Genomic DNA, 13699 nt, shown 5'->3' with positions numbered 1-13699 from the left:
TGTCAGGCCCGGGGCCTCGGCTCAGTGCCCGGCCTCGACGTCGGCGTCCGCGTCGACCTCGGCGTCGAGCGCGGCGCGCTCCTCCGGGGTGTCCCAGTCCGCGCCGACGGACGGCGCGATCGCCGCGAGGTGGTGGCGCCAGCGGGGAGCGTCGGCGGGGAAGCAGCGCTCGAGTAGCTTGATCATGGCCCACGCGGCGGTGGACGCACCCGGCGAGGCGCCGAGCAGACCGGCGATCGAGCCGTCCGCGGAGGCGACGACCTCGGTGCCGAACTCCAGGCATCCGCCCTTCTTCGCGTCGCGCTTCATGATCTGCACGCGCTGCCCGGCGGTGATGAGCTCCCAGTCGCGGGGGTGCGCCGAGGGCATGAAGCCGCGCAGGGTGCGGAACTTCGCCTCGGGCGACGCCGTGACCTCCTTGACGAGGTACGCCGTCAGGTCCATGTTGTCGAGGCCGGCGCCGGCCATCGTCACGATGTTGTTCGGGCGGATCGACGTGAAGAGGTCGAGCAGCGAGCCCTTCCTCAGGTACTTGGTGCTGAACCCGGCGTAGGGGCCGAACATGAGCGCGGCCTCGCCGTCGACGACGCGGGTGTCGAGGTGCGGGACGGACATGGGCGGGGAGCCGACCTCTGCCTTGCCGTACACCTTCGCGTGGTGCTGCGCGACGATCTCCGGGTTGGTCGTGCGCAGGAACTGCCCCGAGATGGGGAAGCCGCCGTAGCCCTTGGCCTCGGGGATGCCGGCCTTCTGCAGGAGCGGGAGGGCGCCACCGCCGGCGCCCACGAACACGAACCGGGCGTTGACCGAGCGACGCGCCGGCGCCGCGTTCCACCGCAGGTCCTTGACGCGCACGTCCCACGAGCCGTCGCGGCGCTGCTTGAGGCCGCGGACCTCGTGCTCCAGGTGCATGCGGGCGCCGTGCGCCTCGAGGTGGGCGAACAGCAGGCGCGTGAGCGCCCCGAAGTCCACGTCGGTGCCCCCGGTGACGCGTGTGGCCGCGACGGGAGCGCCGTCGTCGGCCCGTTCCGCCATCAGCAGCGGCGCCCACTGCGCGATGACGGCGGGGTCGTCGGAGAACTCCATGTCGGAGAACAGCGGGTGCGCGGACATCGCAGCGTGGCGACGGCGCAGGAAGTCGACGTTCTCATCGCCGTGCACGAACGTCATGTGCGGCGTGGGGCTCAGGAACGCGTTCGTGTCCGGCAGCGCACCGGTCGAGACCAGGTGGTGCCAGAACTCGCGGGAGACCTCGAACTGCTCGTTGATCGTGACCGCCTTGGCGATGTCGATCGAGCCGTCCTCGCGCTCGGGCGTGTAGTTGAGCTCGCACAGCGCGGCGTGGCCGGTTCCCGCGTTGTTCCACGGGTTGGAGCTCTCGAGGGCGACGTCGTCGAGCCGCTCGAAGATCTCGATCTGCCAGGTGGGCTCGAGGAGCGAGAGCAGGGACCCGAGGGTCGCGCTCATGATGCCGCCGCCGATGAGGACTACGTCTACCTTGTGCTCCGTCACCGTTTGATGCTAGGTCGCTGACCTGGGCCGAAAGACCCAGATCTCATCCCTCGCGCTGTGATCCTCCCCACACGCCCCGCAGCTGCCCCACTCACGGACGGGGCGCGGGGCGTGAGTAAAGTCGGGGGCATGAGCGAGCACGCGCTGTATCCGTCGATCGAGCCCTTCCAGACCGGCATGCTCGACGTCGGTGACGGGCACCGCGTCTACTACGAGGTGAGCGGCAACCCGCAGGGCAAGCCCGCAGTGTTCCTGCACGGCGGGCCCGGGGGCGGGACGAACCCGATGCAGCGCCGGATCTTCGACCCCGAGCGATACCGGATCGTGCTGCTCGACCAGCGCGGGTGCGGCCGCAGCACCCCGCACGCCAGCGATCCCGACGCCGACCTGTCCACCAACACCACGTGGCACCTGGTCGCCGACATCGAGCGCCTGCGCGAGCACCTCGGGATCGAGCAGTGGCTGGTGTTCGGAGGCTCGTGGGGCAGCACGCTCGCCCTCGCCTATGCCCAGCGCCACCCGGAGCAGGTCACCGAGCTCGTGCTCCGCGGCATCTTCACGCTCCGCAAGATCGAGCTCGACTGGTTCTACCAGGAAGGCGCGAGCTACCTCTTCCCGGACGTGTGGGAGTCCTACCTCGCGGTCGTCCCGGCGGCCGAGCGTGGCGACCTCATGGCGGCCTACCACCGCATGCTGAGCGACCCGGACCCCGCCGTGCACCGGCCCGCCGCCGTGGCCTGGAGCGTGTGGGAGGCGGCGACGTCCAAGCTCCTGCCCGACGACGCCGCGGTCGCTGACAATGCCCGGCCCGAGTTCGCGACGGCATTCGCGCGGATCGAGAACCACTTCTTCGTGAACCGCGGCTGGATGCGCGACGGCCAGCTCATCGAGGAGGCCGACCGGCTCGCCGGCATCCCCGGCGTGATCGTGCAGGGGCGCTACGACGTCGTCTGCCCGGCGAAGACCGCGTGGGACCTGCACCGTGCCTGGCCCGAGTCCGAGCTCGTGATCGTCCCCGACGCCGGCCACTCGATGACCGAGCCCGGGATCACCGCGGCGCTGCGCGCGGCGACGGACCGGTTCGCCGCGTCCTGAGTCCTCGTCCGGCCCGGACCTCCGGCCGTCGCCCGCCCGGCCCTGACCTCCGGCCCTGACCTCCGGCCGCCGGGGATTGTGCACTATTCGCGGCTCCTGGCAGCAAGGAGCTCGCAATCCTCGGCTGACCGGGTCGGTCAGCTGGCCTTCTTGCGGGCAGCGGGCTTCTTCGTCTCCGACTTGGCTGCCGGCTTCTTGGCCGCGGGCTTCTTCGCGGGTGCCTTCTTCGCCGGGGCTTTCCTGGCGGTCGACTTCTTCGGCTCGTCGGCGTCCTCGGCGGTGGGCTTCTTCGCCGCGGGCTTGCGCGTCGGGGCCTTCTTCTTGGCAGGAGGGGCGTCGTCGGCCTCGTCCGCCTGGTCGTCGTCCGGCTCGTCGTCAGCCGAGGACTCCGCTGCCTCCGCCTGCCCGGTCCGCTTCGCCCGCGACGACTCGACGCTGCGGCGCAGGGCCTCCATCAGGTCGATGACGTCGCCGCCGGCGCTCTCGTCGTCGTCGGGCTTCTTGCCGAAGGTGGCATCGGTGTCGATCGCATCGCCGGCCTCGATCTTCGCCTCGACGAGCTTGCGCAGCTCCTCCTGGTACTCGTCGGTGTACTGCTCGGGCTCGAAGTCGCTCGAGAACGACTCGACGAGCGCGGAGGACATCTTCATCTCCTGCGGGGAGATCTTGACGTCCGCGGTGGCCTTGGGGAAGTCGGCGTCACGCACCTCGTCGGCCCACAGCAGCGTCTGCACGGTGAGCACGCCCTCGCGCACCCGCAGGGCCGCCAGCCGAGTCTTCTGCCGGAGCGCGAAGCGCACGATCGCCGTCCGGTCCGTCTCCTCGAGGGTGCGCCGCAGCAGGACGTAGGCCTTGGGGGACTTGGAGTCGGGCTCCAGGTAGTACGTGCGGTCGAACAGCACCGGATCGATCTGGTCGGATGGCACGAACTCCACGACCTCGATCTCGCGGTTCTGCTCCGACGGCAGCACCGCGAAGTCGTCCTTGGTCAACACGACCGTGTGCTCGCCGTCGTCGTAGGCCCGGTCGATGTGCTCGTACGGGATGGTCTGCTCGCACACCTCGCACGTGCGGTGGTAGCGGATGCGGCCGCCGTCGTCGTCGTGCACCTGGTGCAGGGGGACGTCGTGGCTCTCGAGGGCGCTGTAGAGCTTGACCGGCACGTTGACCAGCCCGAACGTGATGGCGCCCTTCCAGATCGATCGCATAGCACCAGTGAAGCGCGAACTTCCGCGGTCCGCGCGTCGGGACGGCCCCGGATCCGCAGCGTTCGGCGGGCGCGAGCGCCCCGACGGCGGCACCATGGCCCCATGGCTGGCGCACAGACGATCCAGGTCGGTGACCGCACGCTCCGGGTGACGAACCTCGACAAGGTCGTCTACCCGGCCACGGGCACGACCAAGGGCGACGTGATCGCGTACTACACGCAGATCGCGCCGATCATGCTGCCGCACGTCGTCGGCCGCCCGGTCACACGCAAGCGCTGGGTGCACGGCGTGGGCACCGAGGCCAAGCCGGGGCAGGTGTTCTTTCAGAAGAACCTCGAGGACTCCGCGCCCGAGTGGGTCGAGCGCGCGGACCTGCAGCACTCGGACCACGTCAACACCTACCCGCTGGTGACCGAGGCCGCGACGCTCGCGTGGTTCGGTCAGCTCGCGGCGCTCGAGGTGCACGTGCCCCAGTGGCGGTTCACTCCCGACGGCGAGCGCGGCAAGCCCGACCGCATGGTGCTCGACCTCGACCCAGGCCCCGGCACCGGCCTGCCCGAGTGCGTCGAGGTCGCGAAGCTGTGCCGCGCGATCCTCATCGACATGGGTCTCGAGCTCGTGCCGGTGACCAGCGGCTCCAAGGGCATCCACCTGTACGCCGGCCTGCCGGGCGAGCAAACGAGCGAGCAGATCTCGACCGTCGCGCACGAGCTGGCCCGCGCGCTCGAGGCCGACCACCCGGACCTCGTGGTCTCCGACATGAAGAAGTCCTTGCGCGAGGGCAAGGTGCTGGTCGACTGGAGCCAGAACAACGGCAACAAGACGACCGTCGCGCCGTACTCGCTGCGCGGTCGAGAGCGGCCGATGGTGGCCGTGCCGCGCACCTGGAGCGAGATGACCGTGCGCCTGCGCCACCTCGAGATACACGAGGTCCTCGCCCGGATGAAGAAGAAGGACGACCCGATGGCGGCCCTCGGCCGGGGGAGCGACGACGACGCCGGTCACCCCCGGCTCGCGACCTACCGCGCCAAGCGTGACCCCAAGAAGACCCCGGAGCCGTTCGACGCCGGAGAGGAGTCCGACAGAGCCAGCCACCCCGAGCGCCCCGACGAGCCTGGGTTCGTGATCCAGGAGCACCACGCCCGGCGCCTGCACTTCGACTTCCGGCTCGAGCGCGACGGGGTCCTGGTGAGTTGGGCGATCCCCAAGAACGTCCCGACCGACGGCAAGCAGAACCACCTCGCCGTGCAGACCGAGGACCACCCGCTCGCCTACGGCAGCTTCGAGGGCGCGATCCCGCGCGGCGAGTACGGCGCGGGCACCGTGAGCATCTGGGACGCGGGCACGTACAAGCTCGAGAAGTGGCGCGAGGGCAAGGAGATCATCGCGACCCTGCACGGCCGGGCGGGCGGCGGCCTCGAGGAGCTCGGCGTCGCGCCGTTCCGGTTCGCGCTCATCCACACCGGCAGCGGCGACCAGGCGACCTGGCTCATCCACCGCATGGAGGCCCTGCCCGACGGCGTCGCGCCGCCCTGGGGATTCGCCGACGACGACGCGGCCGAAGACGACGCGGCCGAAGACGCTCGCGAGGCGACGACGCAGGCCCGTCCCGACCGGGCGTCGTCGGGCGGTGCCGCGCGAGCTGTCCCGGCCCCCGACGCGCCGTCGGACACGACCGACCTGCGCCCGATGCTCGCCTCGCCTGGCCAGGAGCGCGACGTCGTCGGGGCGGGGTGGAGCTACGAGATGAAGTGGGACGGCATCCGGGCGCTCGTGCACGTCGACGGCGACGAGATGCGCCTGGTGACCCGCAACGGCAACGACGTCACGGCGGCATACCCCGAGCTGGCCGAGGTGACGTCGCGGGTCCCCATCCCTGCCGTGCTCGACGGCGAGATCGTCGCCCTCGACGAGGCAGGCCGGCCCGACTTCGGCCTGCTGCAGAACCGGTTCGGGCTCACCCAGCCGCGCGACGTCGCGCGTGCGCAGCGCGAGGCGCCCGTCCACCTGATGCTGTTCGACGTCCTGCACGCCGACGGCAAGGACCTCACCGGCCAGCCGTACACGACGCGGCGCGACGCGCTCGAGCTCGTCGTGAGCCCGGGGGGACGCGTCCAGGTGCCGCCGAGGGTCGACGGCGAGCTCGGCGATGCGCTCGCGGCCAGCGCGGAGCTCGGGCTCGAGGGCGTGATGGCGAAGCGGTCGGCGTCGCGGTACTCGCCCGGTCGGCGCTCCCGGGAGTGGCTCAAGATCAAGCACCGGCACGACGCCGAGGTCGTGCTCGTGGGCTGGCGGCCTGGCAAGGGCGGGCGCGAAGGGACGATCGGCTCGCTGCTCGTGGCCGTCCCGCGCGACGGCCGGCTCAGCTATGCCGGTCGCGTCGGCGCTGCGCTCGGCGACAAGGCGCTCGCGAGGCTGGCCGAGCAGCTTGCCCCATACGCGACGGACGAGCCGCCGATCGACGACGTGCCCCGCCTCGACGCCCGCGATGCCCGCTGGCTGCGCCCGGAGCTGGTGGCCGAGGTCGAGTACGGCGAGTGGACGTCGTCGGGCAGGCTGCGTCACGCAATCTGGCGAGGCCTCCGCCCCGACAAGACCCCGACCACCCTCACCTGACCCCACCGACCCACCCCGCTGAGTGCGTGATTTTGGCGGTGTTTTCAGCCCAGAACACCGCCAAAATCACGCACTCAGTGGAGGGTTGGTCAGTTGGTGATCGTGAGGGGCGGGACGTGCTCGCCCGGGGCGGGCGGGGCAGGCGGGGTGCCGTTGCCGAAGGGGCGGCCGCCCAGGGACTCGCGGCCGTGCGGCGTGAGCCAGCCGCCCAGCTCCGGGCCCGCCGGGACGATCTGCGTCGGGTTGATGTCGCTGTGCACCACGTAGTAGTGCTCCTTGATCTGGCCGAAGTCGATCGTGTCGCCGAACCCGGGAGTCTGGAACAGGTCCCGGGCGTACGCCCAGAGCACGGGCATCTCGGTGAGCTTGGACCGGTTGCACTTGAAGTGCCCGTGGTAGACCGCGTCGAACCGCACGAGGGTGGTGAACAGCCGGACGTCGGCCTCGGTGATCGTGTCTCCCACGAGGAACCGCTGGTTCTCGAGGCGCTGGCTGAGCCAGTCGAGCCGGGAGAACAGTCGGTCGTACGCGGCCTCGTACGCCTCCTGGGTCCCGGAGAAGCCACAGCGGTAGACGCCGTTGTTGACGTCCTTGAACACGAGCGCGTTGACCTCGTCGATCTCGGCACGCAGGGCCTCGGGGTAGAGGTCGGGCGCGCCCTCGCGGTGGTGCGCGGTCCACTCGGTCGACAGGTCGAGCGTCATCTGCGGGAAGTCGTTCGTGACCACCTGGCCAGTCGTCACGTCGACGATCGCGGGGACGGTGATGCCCTTGTCGTAGTCGGGCACGCGCGCGAAGTAGGCGTCCTGCAGCCGCTCGATGCCGAGCACGGGATCCACCCCGCCCGGGTCGAGGTCGAACGTCCACGAGCGTTCGTCATGGGTGGGCCCGCACATGCCCATCGAGATCGCGTCCTCGAGGCCCAGGAGCCGGCGCACGATCACCGCGCGGTTCGCCCACGGGCACGCCCGGGCGACCACCAGCCGGTACCGACTGGCCTCGACGGGGTAACCGCCCGCGCCGTCGGCGGTGATCCGCGTGGAGATGTACCGCATGTCCCGGCTGTAGCTCGGTTCGACGTAGCTCATCGCCCGAGCATAGGCAGCGCGCGTGGGCTCCGCGCCCCGGCGGGGTGGGCTCAGTTGGCTTAGGGTCGGGGCGTGGCGACGGAGGAGGCGGGACGACGGCGACGCGTGCCACCGCGGTGGTTGCGCTGGACGCTCGCGGTGCTCGCTTGCCTCCTGGTGGCGCTCGTCTACGGCTTCGGGACGGCCCGCGCCGACCTCAGCCTGGGCCCGCACGAGGCGCGGTACGCCGTGACGTTCGACGACACGGTCGTGGTCGACCTCGGTCCGCTCGGCACGCTCGAGATCGACTCGCCCCTGCCGTGGGTGCTCGGCGTCGACATCGAGGTCAAGGAGATCCCGGCGGACCTGCAGGCGGTGCAGTCGAGTCTCGCGGGGCTCGAGGAGGACCTCGCGGCCTACGTGCAGTTCTTTGCCGGGCCCCAGACGACGGTCGCGGAGGTCGCCGAGCAGCTGATCGCGAACGCCGCCCTGCGCTTCGGCGGCGCGGTGCTCGTGCTCGCGGTGGTCGGCGGCCTCGGCTACGTGCTGCTCGGGCGCGCTCGCCGGGACGAGCTCGCGGGGCGGCTGGCGCCGCGGACGGGTCAGCTCGTCGGCGGGGTGCTCGTCGCCGTGCTCGTCGTGACGTCCTCGACGTCGGCGCGCCCGCGCACGCCCGTCGGAGTTCCGGCCTCGGCCGTCTTCGCGGACACGCCCCTCGAGGGGGCCCGGATCACGGGCCGGCTCTCGGGGATCATCGACACCTACGGCGCGCAGGTCCTGGACGTCTACCGCGACAACGAGCGCTTCTACGACGACGCCGAGCGGGCCGTGCGCGTCGCCTGGGCCGAGCGCGCGGCCCAGGAGGAGCGCGCCGCGACGCTGCTCGCCGCGGCCACAGCGCCGCGCGCCGGCGACATGGGTGGTCAGGTCGACGGCGGCGAGAGTGGACCCGCCGACGACGGCGCACCCGAGGACGCTGGGACGCCCGAGGGCGACGCGGCACCCGACGGCGCGGCTGCGCCGACGCCCCCCGCACCCGAGCCGGTGAGCGACCCGTCGCCTCCCGCGACCCCGTCGACCACCCCGTCGACGGACCCGACGAACGACCCCTCGACCGAGGCGACGCCCACGGACTCCGGGGAGCGGCTCGCCGGCGTGGGGGAGGCGGTACCGGAGGACGCCGACGGCCAGGCTGTCGAAGCCGACCTCGTCCCGCTGCTCGTCGTGTCGGACCTGCACTGCAACGTCGGGATGGCACGGGCGATCACCGCCGTTGCCGAGCTCTCCAGGGCCCAGGTGATCCTCGACGCCGGCGACACGACGATGAACGGGACGTCGGTCGAGCGCTTCTGCGTGAGCGCGTTCGCCGACGCCGCCCCCCGCGGCGTCCCGTACGTGATTTCGACCGGCAACCATGACTCGGCCGAGACGGGCGCCCAGGCGCGCGCGGCCGGGATGACGGTCCTCGACGGTGAGGTCGTCGAGGTCGCCGGGGTGCGGATCCTCGGAGACGCGGACCCGAACGAGACCCGGCCCGGCCAGGCGACGCGGGCCACGGGGGAGGAGACGCCCCAGGAGGCAGGCGTGCGGCTCGCCGACGTGGCGTGCGCTGCCGACGTCGACCTCCTGCTGATCCACACCCCGTACGTCGGGTCGACGACCCTCGACCGCGGCTGTGCGCCGGTGCAGGTGTCGGGTCACCTGCACCGGCGCGTCGGCCCGGTCCAGCACGGGCTCGGGATGCGGTACGGGAGCGCGAGCACGGCAGGCGCGGTGGAGGGGGAGCTGACGATCGGACCCCTGCGCGGCGTCGCGCAGATGACGGTGCTGCGGTTCGACCCCGAGGCCCGCCGGATGGTCGACCTGCGCGTGGTGACCCTCGCGCCGTCGGGTGCGGTCGAGGTCGGGGCCGCCGTCCGGTTCCCGCGGCCGGTGCTCGTGGTCACCGTCGAGGGAGCGGACGAGATCGAGTAGCCCCGCGAACGTTGCGCACGGGGATCCGCCGTGCGAAAGTTCGGTATGTCGAACTTTTCCGCGCGGGTTGCCGCAGGCGCGATGTGCGCCGCGCTCCTCGCGGCGTGCGCCTTCCCGGCAGCGCCTGGGGCGAGCGCGGACGACCGCCTCCACGTCGTGACGACCTTCACCGTCATCGCCGACATGGCGCGCGTCGTCGGCGGTGAGCACGTCCGCGTGGAGTCCGTGGTCAAGCCCGGCGCGGAGATCCACGGCTACGAACCCACGCCCGGCGACCTGGCGCGCGCGCAGGGGGCGGACCTCGTCCTGGACAACGGCCTCGGGCTCGAGTCGTGGTTCGCCCAGCTCCTCACCGGCGTCGATGCCCCGCACGCCACCCTCAGCGACGGCGTCCCGCCGTTGCCCATCGTCGACGGCGCGGCAGCGGGGGAGCGCAACCCGCACGCCTGGATGTCCGCGCGAGCGGGCCAGGTGTACGTCCGCAACATCGCCGCCGCGCTCGCGAAAGCCGACCCCGCGCACGCCGACGCCTACGCGGCCAACGCCAAGGCCTACGCGGCCGAGCTCGAGGCCATCCACACCGACCTCGTCGCCGTGCTCAGGGACCGTCCCAGGGCTCTCCTGGTGACGTGCGAGGGGGCGTTCTCCTACCTCGCCCGGGACGCCGGCCTCGGTGAGGCCTACCTGTGGCCCGTGAACTCCGAGGGGCAAGCCACCGTGCGCGGGGTGATCGACGTCGTCGACCAGGTGCGCGCCACCGGCACCCCCGCGGTGTTCTGCGAGAGCACGGTCTCCGACGCCGCCCAGCGCCAGGTTGCTGCCGAGACCGGAGCCCGCCTCGCCGGCCCGCTCTACGTCGACTCGCTCTCGGGCGCCGACGGCCCCGTGCCCACCTACCTCGACCTGCTGCGCCACGACACCCGCCTGATCGCCACCGCCCTGGAGGACGCATGAGCGCCGCCGCCGTCGAGCTCAGGGGCGTCACCGCCCGCTACGGCCAAGTCCTCGCGCTCGACGACGTCACCCTCACCATGCCCGCCGGGCGCATCACCGCGGTCGTCGGGGTGAACGGCTCCGGCAAGTCGACGATGTTCAAGCTCGTCATGGGCGCGCTGAGCCCGTGGGCGGGCACGGTCCAGGTGCTCGGCCGCAGCACGGCGGAGGCACGCCGTGCCGGCCTGGTCGCCTACGTGCCGCAGGCGCACGACGTCGACTGGGACTTCCCCGTGAGCGTCCGGGAGGTCGTCGCGACCGGCCGCTACGGACGCCTCGGCCTCACCCGCCGCCTGCGCCCGGCCGACCGCGACGCCGTCGAGGCCGCGCTCGACGACGTCGGGCTGGCTGCGCTCGCCGACCGGCAGATCGGCGAGCTCTCCGGCGGGCAGCGCAAGCGCGCGTTCGTCGCCCGCGCGATCGCTCAGGAGGCGCGCGTGCTGCTGCTCGACGAGCCGTTCGCCGGGGTCGACACCGTCTCCCAGGACGGCATCACCGCCGTGCTCAAGCAGCTGCGGAAGCGGGGGACCAGCGTCGTCGTGTCCACGCACGAGCTGGGGTCCGCCCCGGATCTCGCGGACCACGCCGTCGTGCTGCACCGCTCCCTGGTGTTCAGCGGACCTGCCGCGCAGGGCCTGGCGCCCGAGGTGCTCGCCCGGGCGTTCGGGATGGTCCGATGATCGACCTCCTCCTCGAGCCGCTCACCTACGGCTTCGTCCAGCGCGGTCTCGCCGTGACGCTCGTCGCGAGCATCGTGTGCGCACTGCTCAGCTGCTGGCTCGTGCTCATCGGCTGGTCGCTCATGGGCGACGCCGTCTCCCACGCCGTGCTGCCCGGCGTCGTGCTCGCCTACGCCTTCGCGCTGCCGTTCGCCCTCGGGGCGCTCGTGTTCGGCCTCGGCGCCGTCGCCCTGATCGGCGGCGTGCGGGACACCACCAAGCTCAAGGAGGACACCGCCATCGGGGTGGTGTTCACGTCCCTGTTCGCCCTCGGCCTCGTGCTCGTGAGCGTCACCCCGAGCCAGGTCGACCTCACCCACATCCTGTTCGGCAACGTGCTCGGCGTCTCGGGCCAGGACGTCCTCCTCGTCGGCGTCTCGGGCGCTCTGGTCGCCGCCACGTTGCTGCTCCGACGACGTGACCTCACGCTCTATGCGTTCGACCCCACCCACGCCCACGCCGTCGGCATCTCGCCCCGCCGGATCTCCGCGCTGCTGCTCGCCCTGCTGGCCGTGACCGTCGTCGTCGCACTGCAGGCCGTCGGGGTGATCCTCGTGGTCGCGATGCTGATCATCCCTGGCGCCACCGCGTACCTCCTGACCACGCGCATGGCCCGGATGCTCGTCATCGCCCCCGTCATGGCCAGCGCGTGCGCCGTCGTCGGGTTCGTGGCGAGCTACGCCCTGGACGCCTCGGCCGCGGGATGCGTCGTCGTCGCGCAGGGGCTCGTGTTCACCCTGGCCTACGCGAGCGTGCGTGTGCGTGGGCACCTGCGGACGCGCCAGGTCGCCGTCGTGCACGCGCGGGTATCGTGACGCCCGATGAGCCCTGAGACTGCGTCGAGCCCCGTGCCTGAGTCCAGCCCTGAGCCCGGACCCGCGCTGACCCCCGTCGCCGAGGACTACCTCAAGGTGGTGTGGTCGGCGCAGGAGTGGTCGGACGAGCCCGTGACCACGAAGGCGCTCGCCGCGCGGCTCGGCGTCGGCGCCTCGACGGTCTCGGAGACCGTGCGGCGGCTCGCCGCCCAGGGCCTGCTGGTGCACGAGCGATACGGCAAGGTCACGCTGACGGACGCCGGGCGCGCGCAGGCGCTGCGCATGGTCCGCCGGCACCGGCTGCTCGAGACCTTCCTGGTCGCCCAGCTCGGCTACGGCTGGGACGAGGTGCACGACGAGGCCGAGGTGCTCGAGCATGCGGTGTCGGACACGTTCCTCGACCGGCTGGACCGCGCGCTCGGACACCCCACCCGGGACCCGCACGGGGACCCGATCCCCGCCGCCGACGGCACCGTCGCCACCCCGGACGCCCGGCCGCTGGCCGACCTGCCCCCGCGCACCGGTGGACGCGTGGCGCGGATCTCCGACGCCGACCCTGACGTCCTGCGCTACCTCGTCACCCAGGATGTCGTGCTTGACTCCGTCGTGACGCTGCACGCCGTCAACGCCGCCGCCGGGGTCGTCACGCTCACGGTCGACGACGCGAGCACGCCGCAGGACCTCGGCCTCGGCGCCGCCCAGGCCGTGTGGGTCGTCCCGGACACCACCACCGAACCGCAGGAGAACCCATGACCGACGTCGTCACCACCGAGCGCCACCAGCGCCGCTTCGGTGCACTGCTGGTCGTGCTCGGGCTGGTCGGGTTCGTCGGGTCCATGGCGCTCACGCTCGAGCGCATCTGGACCCTGATCGATCCCTCGCACGTGCCGTCGTGCTCGTTCAACGTCTTCATGACGTGCGGGCCGGCGATGGAGTCTTGGCAGGGCAGCCTGCTCGGCTTCCCCAACCCCGTGATCGGCGTTGCCGCGTTCCCCGTGGTGGTCACGATCGGCGTCCTGCTCGCCCTCGCCCCGTCGCTGCGCCTGCCGCGCTGGTTCTGGTGGGTCTTCCTGGCCGGCAACGTCCTCGGGCTGGCGCTCGTGGTGTTCCTCATCCACACGAGCCTGTACGAGCTCGCCGCGCTGTGCCCGTACTGCATGGTCGTGTGGACCGCCATGGTCCCGCTGGCCTGGTACACGTTCGTGCACGTGTGGCGGACGGGGGTGCTGGGGCGCGGCTCGGAGAAGTCAGGCCTCGTGCGGTACCGCCACCTGGGGCTCGGCGTCGTCGTCCTCGTGCTGCTGACGTGGATCCTGCTCGTCCTCGGCGACGACATCGCCCGCACCCTCGGCTGAGCGGTCGGTCCGGTGATTCTCGAGCACGCGGTCCTCCATGTCCGCCCCGGTCGTGCGGAGGAGTTCGAAGAGGCGTTCGCGCGCGCACAACCTCTGATCGCGGCGTCGCGCGGCTTCCGGGGACTGACGCTGTCGCGCTGCCTCGAGCGGCCCGACGTCTTCCTGCTGCTCGTGCGGTGGGACAGCCTCACCGACCACACCGAGGGATTCCGCGGTTCCGCGGCGTACGAGGAGTGGCGACGCCTGCTGCACCACTTCTACGACCCGTTCCCCGTCGTCGAGCACTTCGACGATGTCGCCTCAGCCTGAGCGACAGCACGGCAGGTGCGCACAGCGGCGGTAAAC

General features: G+C 72.0%; 12 protein-coding genes. 9 read left to right on the top strand and 3 right to left on the bottom strand.

Annotation, left to right across the window (positions count from 1 at the left end):
* Window positions 1-21 precede the first annotated feature (21 nt).
* Entirely contained in the window at window positions 22-1512 is a 1491-nt protein-coding gene (locus BMZ30_RS07895; protein ID WP_268248151.1) for a malate:quinone oxidoreductase, read from the bottom strand.
* 129 nt (window positions 1513-1641) lie between these two features.
* On the opposite strand from BMZ30_RS07895, the gene pip reads away from it, so the two are divergent.
* Window positions 1642-2607 carry a prolyl aminopeptidase gene (gene pip, locus BMZ30_RS07890; protein WP_093376943.1) on the top strand — a complete coding sequence of 322 codons (966 nt, stop codon included), beginning with the start codon at window positions 1642-1644 and terminating at the stop codon, window positions 2605-2607.
* A 137-nt stretch (window positions 2608-2744) separates the two neighbouring features.
* Here the strand turns inward: pip and ku are convergent, their stop codons facing one another.
* Complete coding sequence (gene ku / locus BMZ30_RS07885) at window positions 2745-3815, bottom strand: non-homologous end joining protein Ku (RefSeq protein ID WP_093376941.1); 1071 nt, start codon at window positions 3813-3815, stop codon at window positions 2745-2747.
* 102 nt (window positions 3816-3917) lie between these two features.
* Here ku and BMZ30_RS07880 point away from each other — a divergent pair, with 102 nt between their 5' ends.
* A complete protein-coding gene (locus tag BMZ30_RS07880; protein WP_093376938.1) occupies window positions 3918-6431 on the top strand; it encodes an ATP-dependent DNA ligase in 2514 nt (837 codons plus the stop codon).
* Between the two features lie 89 nt (window positions 6432-6520).
* On the opposite strand, the gene BMZ30_RS07875 is transcribed toward BMZ30_RS07880, so the two are convergent.
* Window positions 6521-7519: a glutathione S-transferase family protein gene (locus tag BMZ30_RS07875; RefSeq protein WP_093376936.1), complete on the bottom strand. Its 999-nt coding sequence runs from the start codon at window positions 7517-7519 to the stop codon at window positions 6521-6523.
* A gap of 72 nt (window positions 7520-7591) precedes the next feature.
* Between BMZ30_RS07875 and BMZ30_RS07870 the strand changes: the two genes are divergently transcribed.
* The 7 genes from BMZ30_RS07870 to BMZ30_RS07840 are packed head-to-tail and all read left to right on the top strand — an operon-like array spanning window position 7592 to window position 13663.
* Complete coding sequence (locus BMZ30_RS07870; protein WP_143073151.1) at window positions 7592-9472, top strand: metallophosphoesterase family protein; 1881 nt, start codon at window positions 7592-7594, stop codon at window positions 9470-9472.
* 30 nt (window positions 9473-9502) lie between these two features.
* A complete protein-coding gene (locus BMZ30_RS07865) occupies window positions 9503-10426 on the top strand; it encodes a metal ABC transporter solute-binding protein, Zn/Mn family (RefSeq protein WP_268248152.1) in 924 nt (307 codons plus the stop codon).
* Window positions 10423-11145 carry a metal ABC transporter ATP-binding protein gene (locus tag BMZ30_RS07860; protein WP_093376928.1) on the top strand — a complete coding sequence of 241 codons (723 nt, stop codon included), beginning with the start codon at window positions 10423-10425 and terminating at the stop codon, window positions 11143-11145. The genes BMZ30_RS07865 and BMZ30_RS07860 overlap by 4 nt, the downstream gene beginning before the upstream one ends.
* The gene (locus BMZ30_RS07855) at window positions 11142-11999 is read left to right on the top strand and encodes a metal ABC transporter permease (RefSeq protein ID WP_093376926.1); all 858 of its coding nucleotides are present in this window, start codon (window positions 11142-11144) and stop codon (window positions 11997-11999) included. Before BMZ30_RS07860 ends, BMZ30_RS07855 begins: the two co-directional genes overlap by 4 nt.
* A 6-nt stretch (window positions 12000-12005) precedes the next feature.
* A complete protein-coding gene (locus BMZ30_RS07850) occupies window positions 12006-12752 on the top strand; it encodes a metal-dependent transcriptional regulator (protein ID WP_093376923.1) in 747 nt (248 codons plus the stop codon).
* Window positions 12749-13354 (top strand): vitamin K epoxide reductase family protein, encoded by a 606-nt coding sequence (locus tag BMZ30_RS07845; protein WP_093376921.1) that lies wholly within the window; start codon window positions 12749-12751, stop codon window positions 13352-13354. Before BMZ30_RS07850 ends, BMZ30_RS07845 begins: the two co-directional genes overlap by 4 nt.
* Before the next feature lie 12 nt (window positions 13355-13366).
* A complete protein-coding gene (locus BMZ30_RS07840; RefSeq protein WP_093376919.1) occupies window positions 13367-13663 on the top strand; it encodes an antibiotic biosynthesis monooxygenase family protein in 297 nt (98 codons plus the stop codon).
* Window positions 13664-13699 lie beyond the last annotated feature (36 nt).

Origin of the sequence: Flavimobilis marinus (assembly GCF_900113055.1) — a bacterium.
GTDB lineage: Bacteria > Actinomycetota > Actinomycetes > Actinomycetales > Cellulomonadaceae > Flavimobilis > Flavimobilis marinus.
This window is presented reverse-complemented; position numbering and strand designations above follow the sequence as displayed.

Bases quoted from the DNA above. Each gene is read 5' to 3' on its own strand.
- BMZ30_RS07860 (WP_093376928.1), top strand. From the start codon at position 10,423: ATGAGCGCCGCCGCCGTCGAGCTCAGGGGCGTCACCGCCCGCTACGGC.
- BMZ30_RS07845 (WP_093376921.1), top strand. From the start codon at position 12,749: ATGACCGACGTCGTCACCACCGAGCGCCACCAGCGCCGCTTCGGTGCA.
- pip (WP_093376943.1), top strand. From the start codon at position 1,642: ATGAGCGAGCACGCGCTGTATCCGTCGATCGAGCCCTTCCAGACCGGC.
- BMZ30_RS07855 (WP_093376926.1), top strand. From the start codon at position 11,142: ATGATCGACCTCCTCCTCGAGCCGCTCACCTACGGCTTCGTCCAGCGC.
- BMZ30_RS07880 (WP_093376938.1), top strand. From the start codon at position 3,918: ATGGCTGGCGCACAGACGATCCAGGTCGGTGACCGCACGCTCCGGGTG.
- ku (WP_093376941.1), bottom strand. From the start codon at position 3,815: ATGCGATCGATCTGGAAGGGCGCCATCACGTTCGGGCTGGTCAACGTG.
- BMZ30_RS07875 (WP_093376936.1), bottom strand. From the start codon at position 7,519: ATGAGCTACGTCGAACCGAGCTACAGCCGGGACATGCGGTACATCTCC.
- BMZ30_RS07850 (WP_093376923.1), top strand. From the start codon at position 12,006: ATGAGCCCTGAGACTGCGTCGAGCCCCGTGCCTGAGTCCAGCCCTGAG.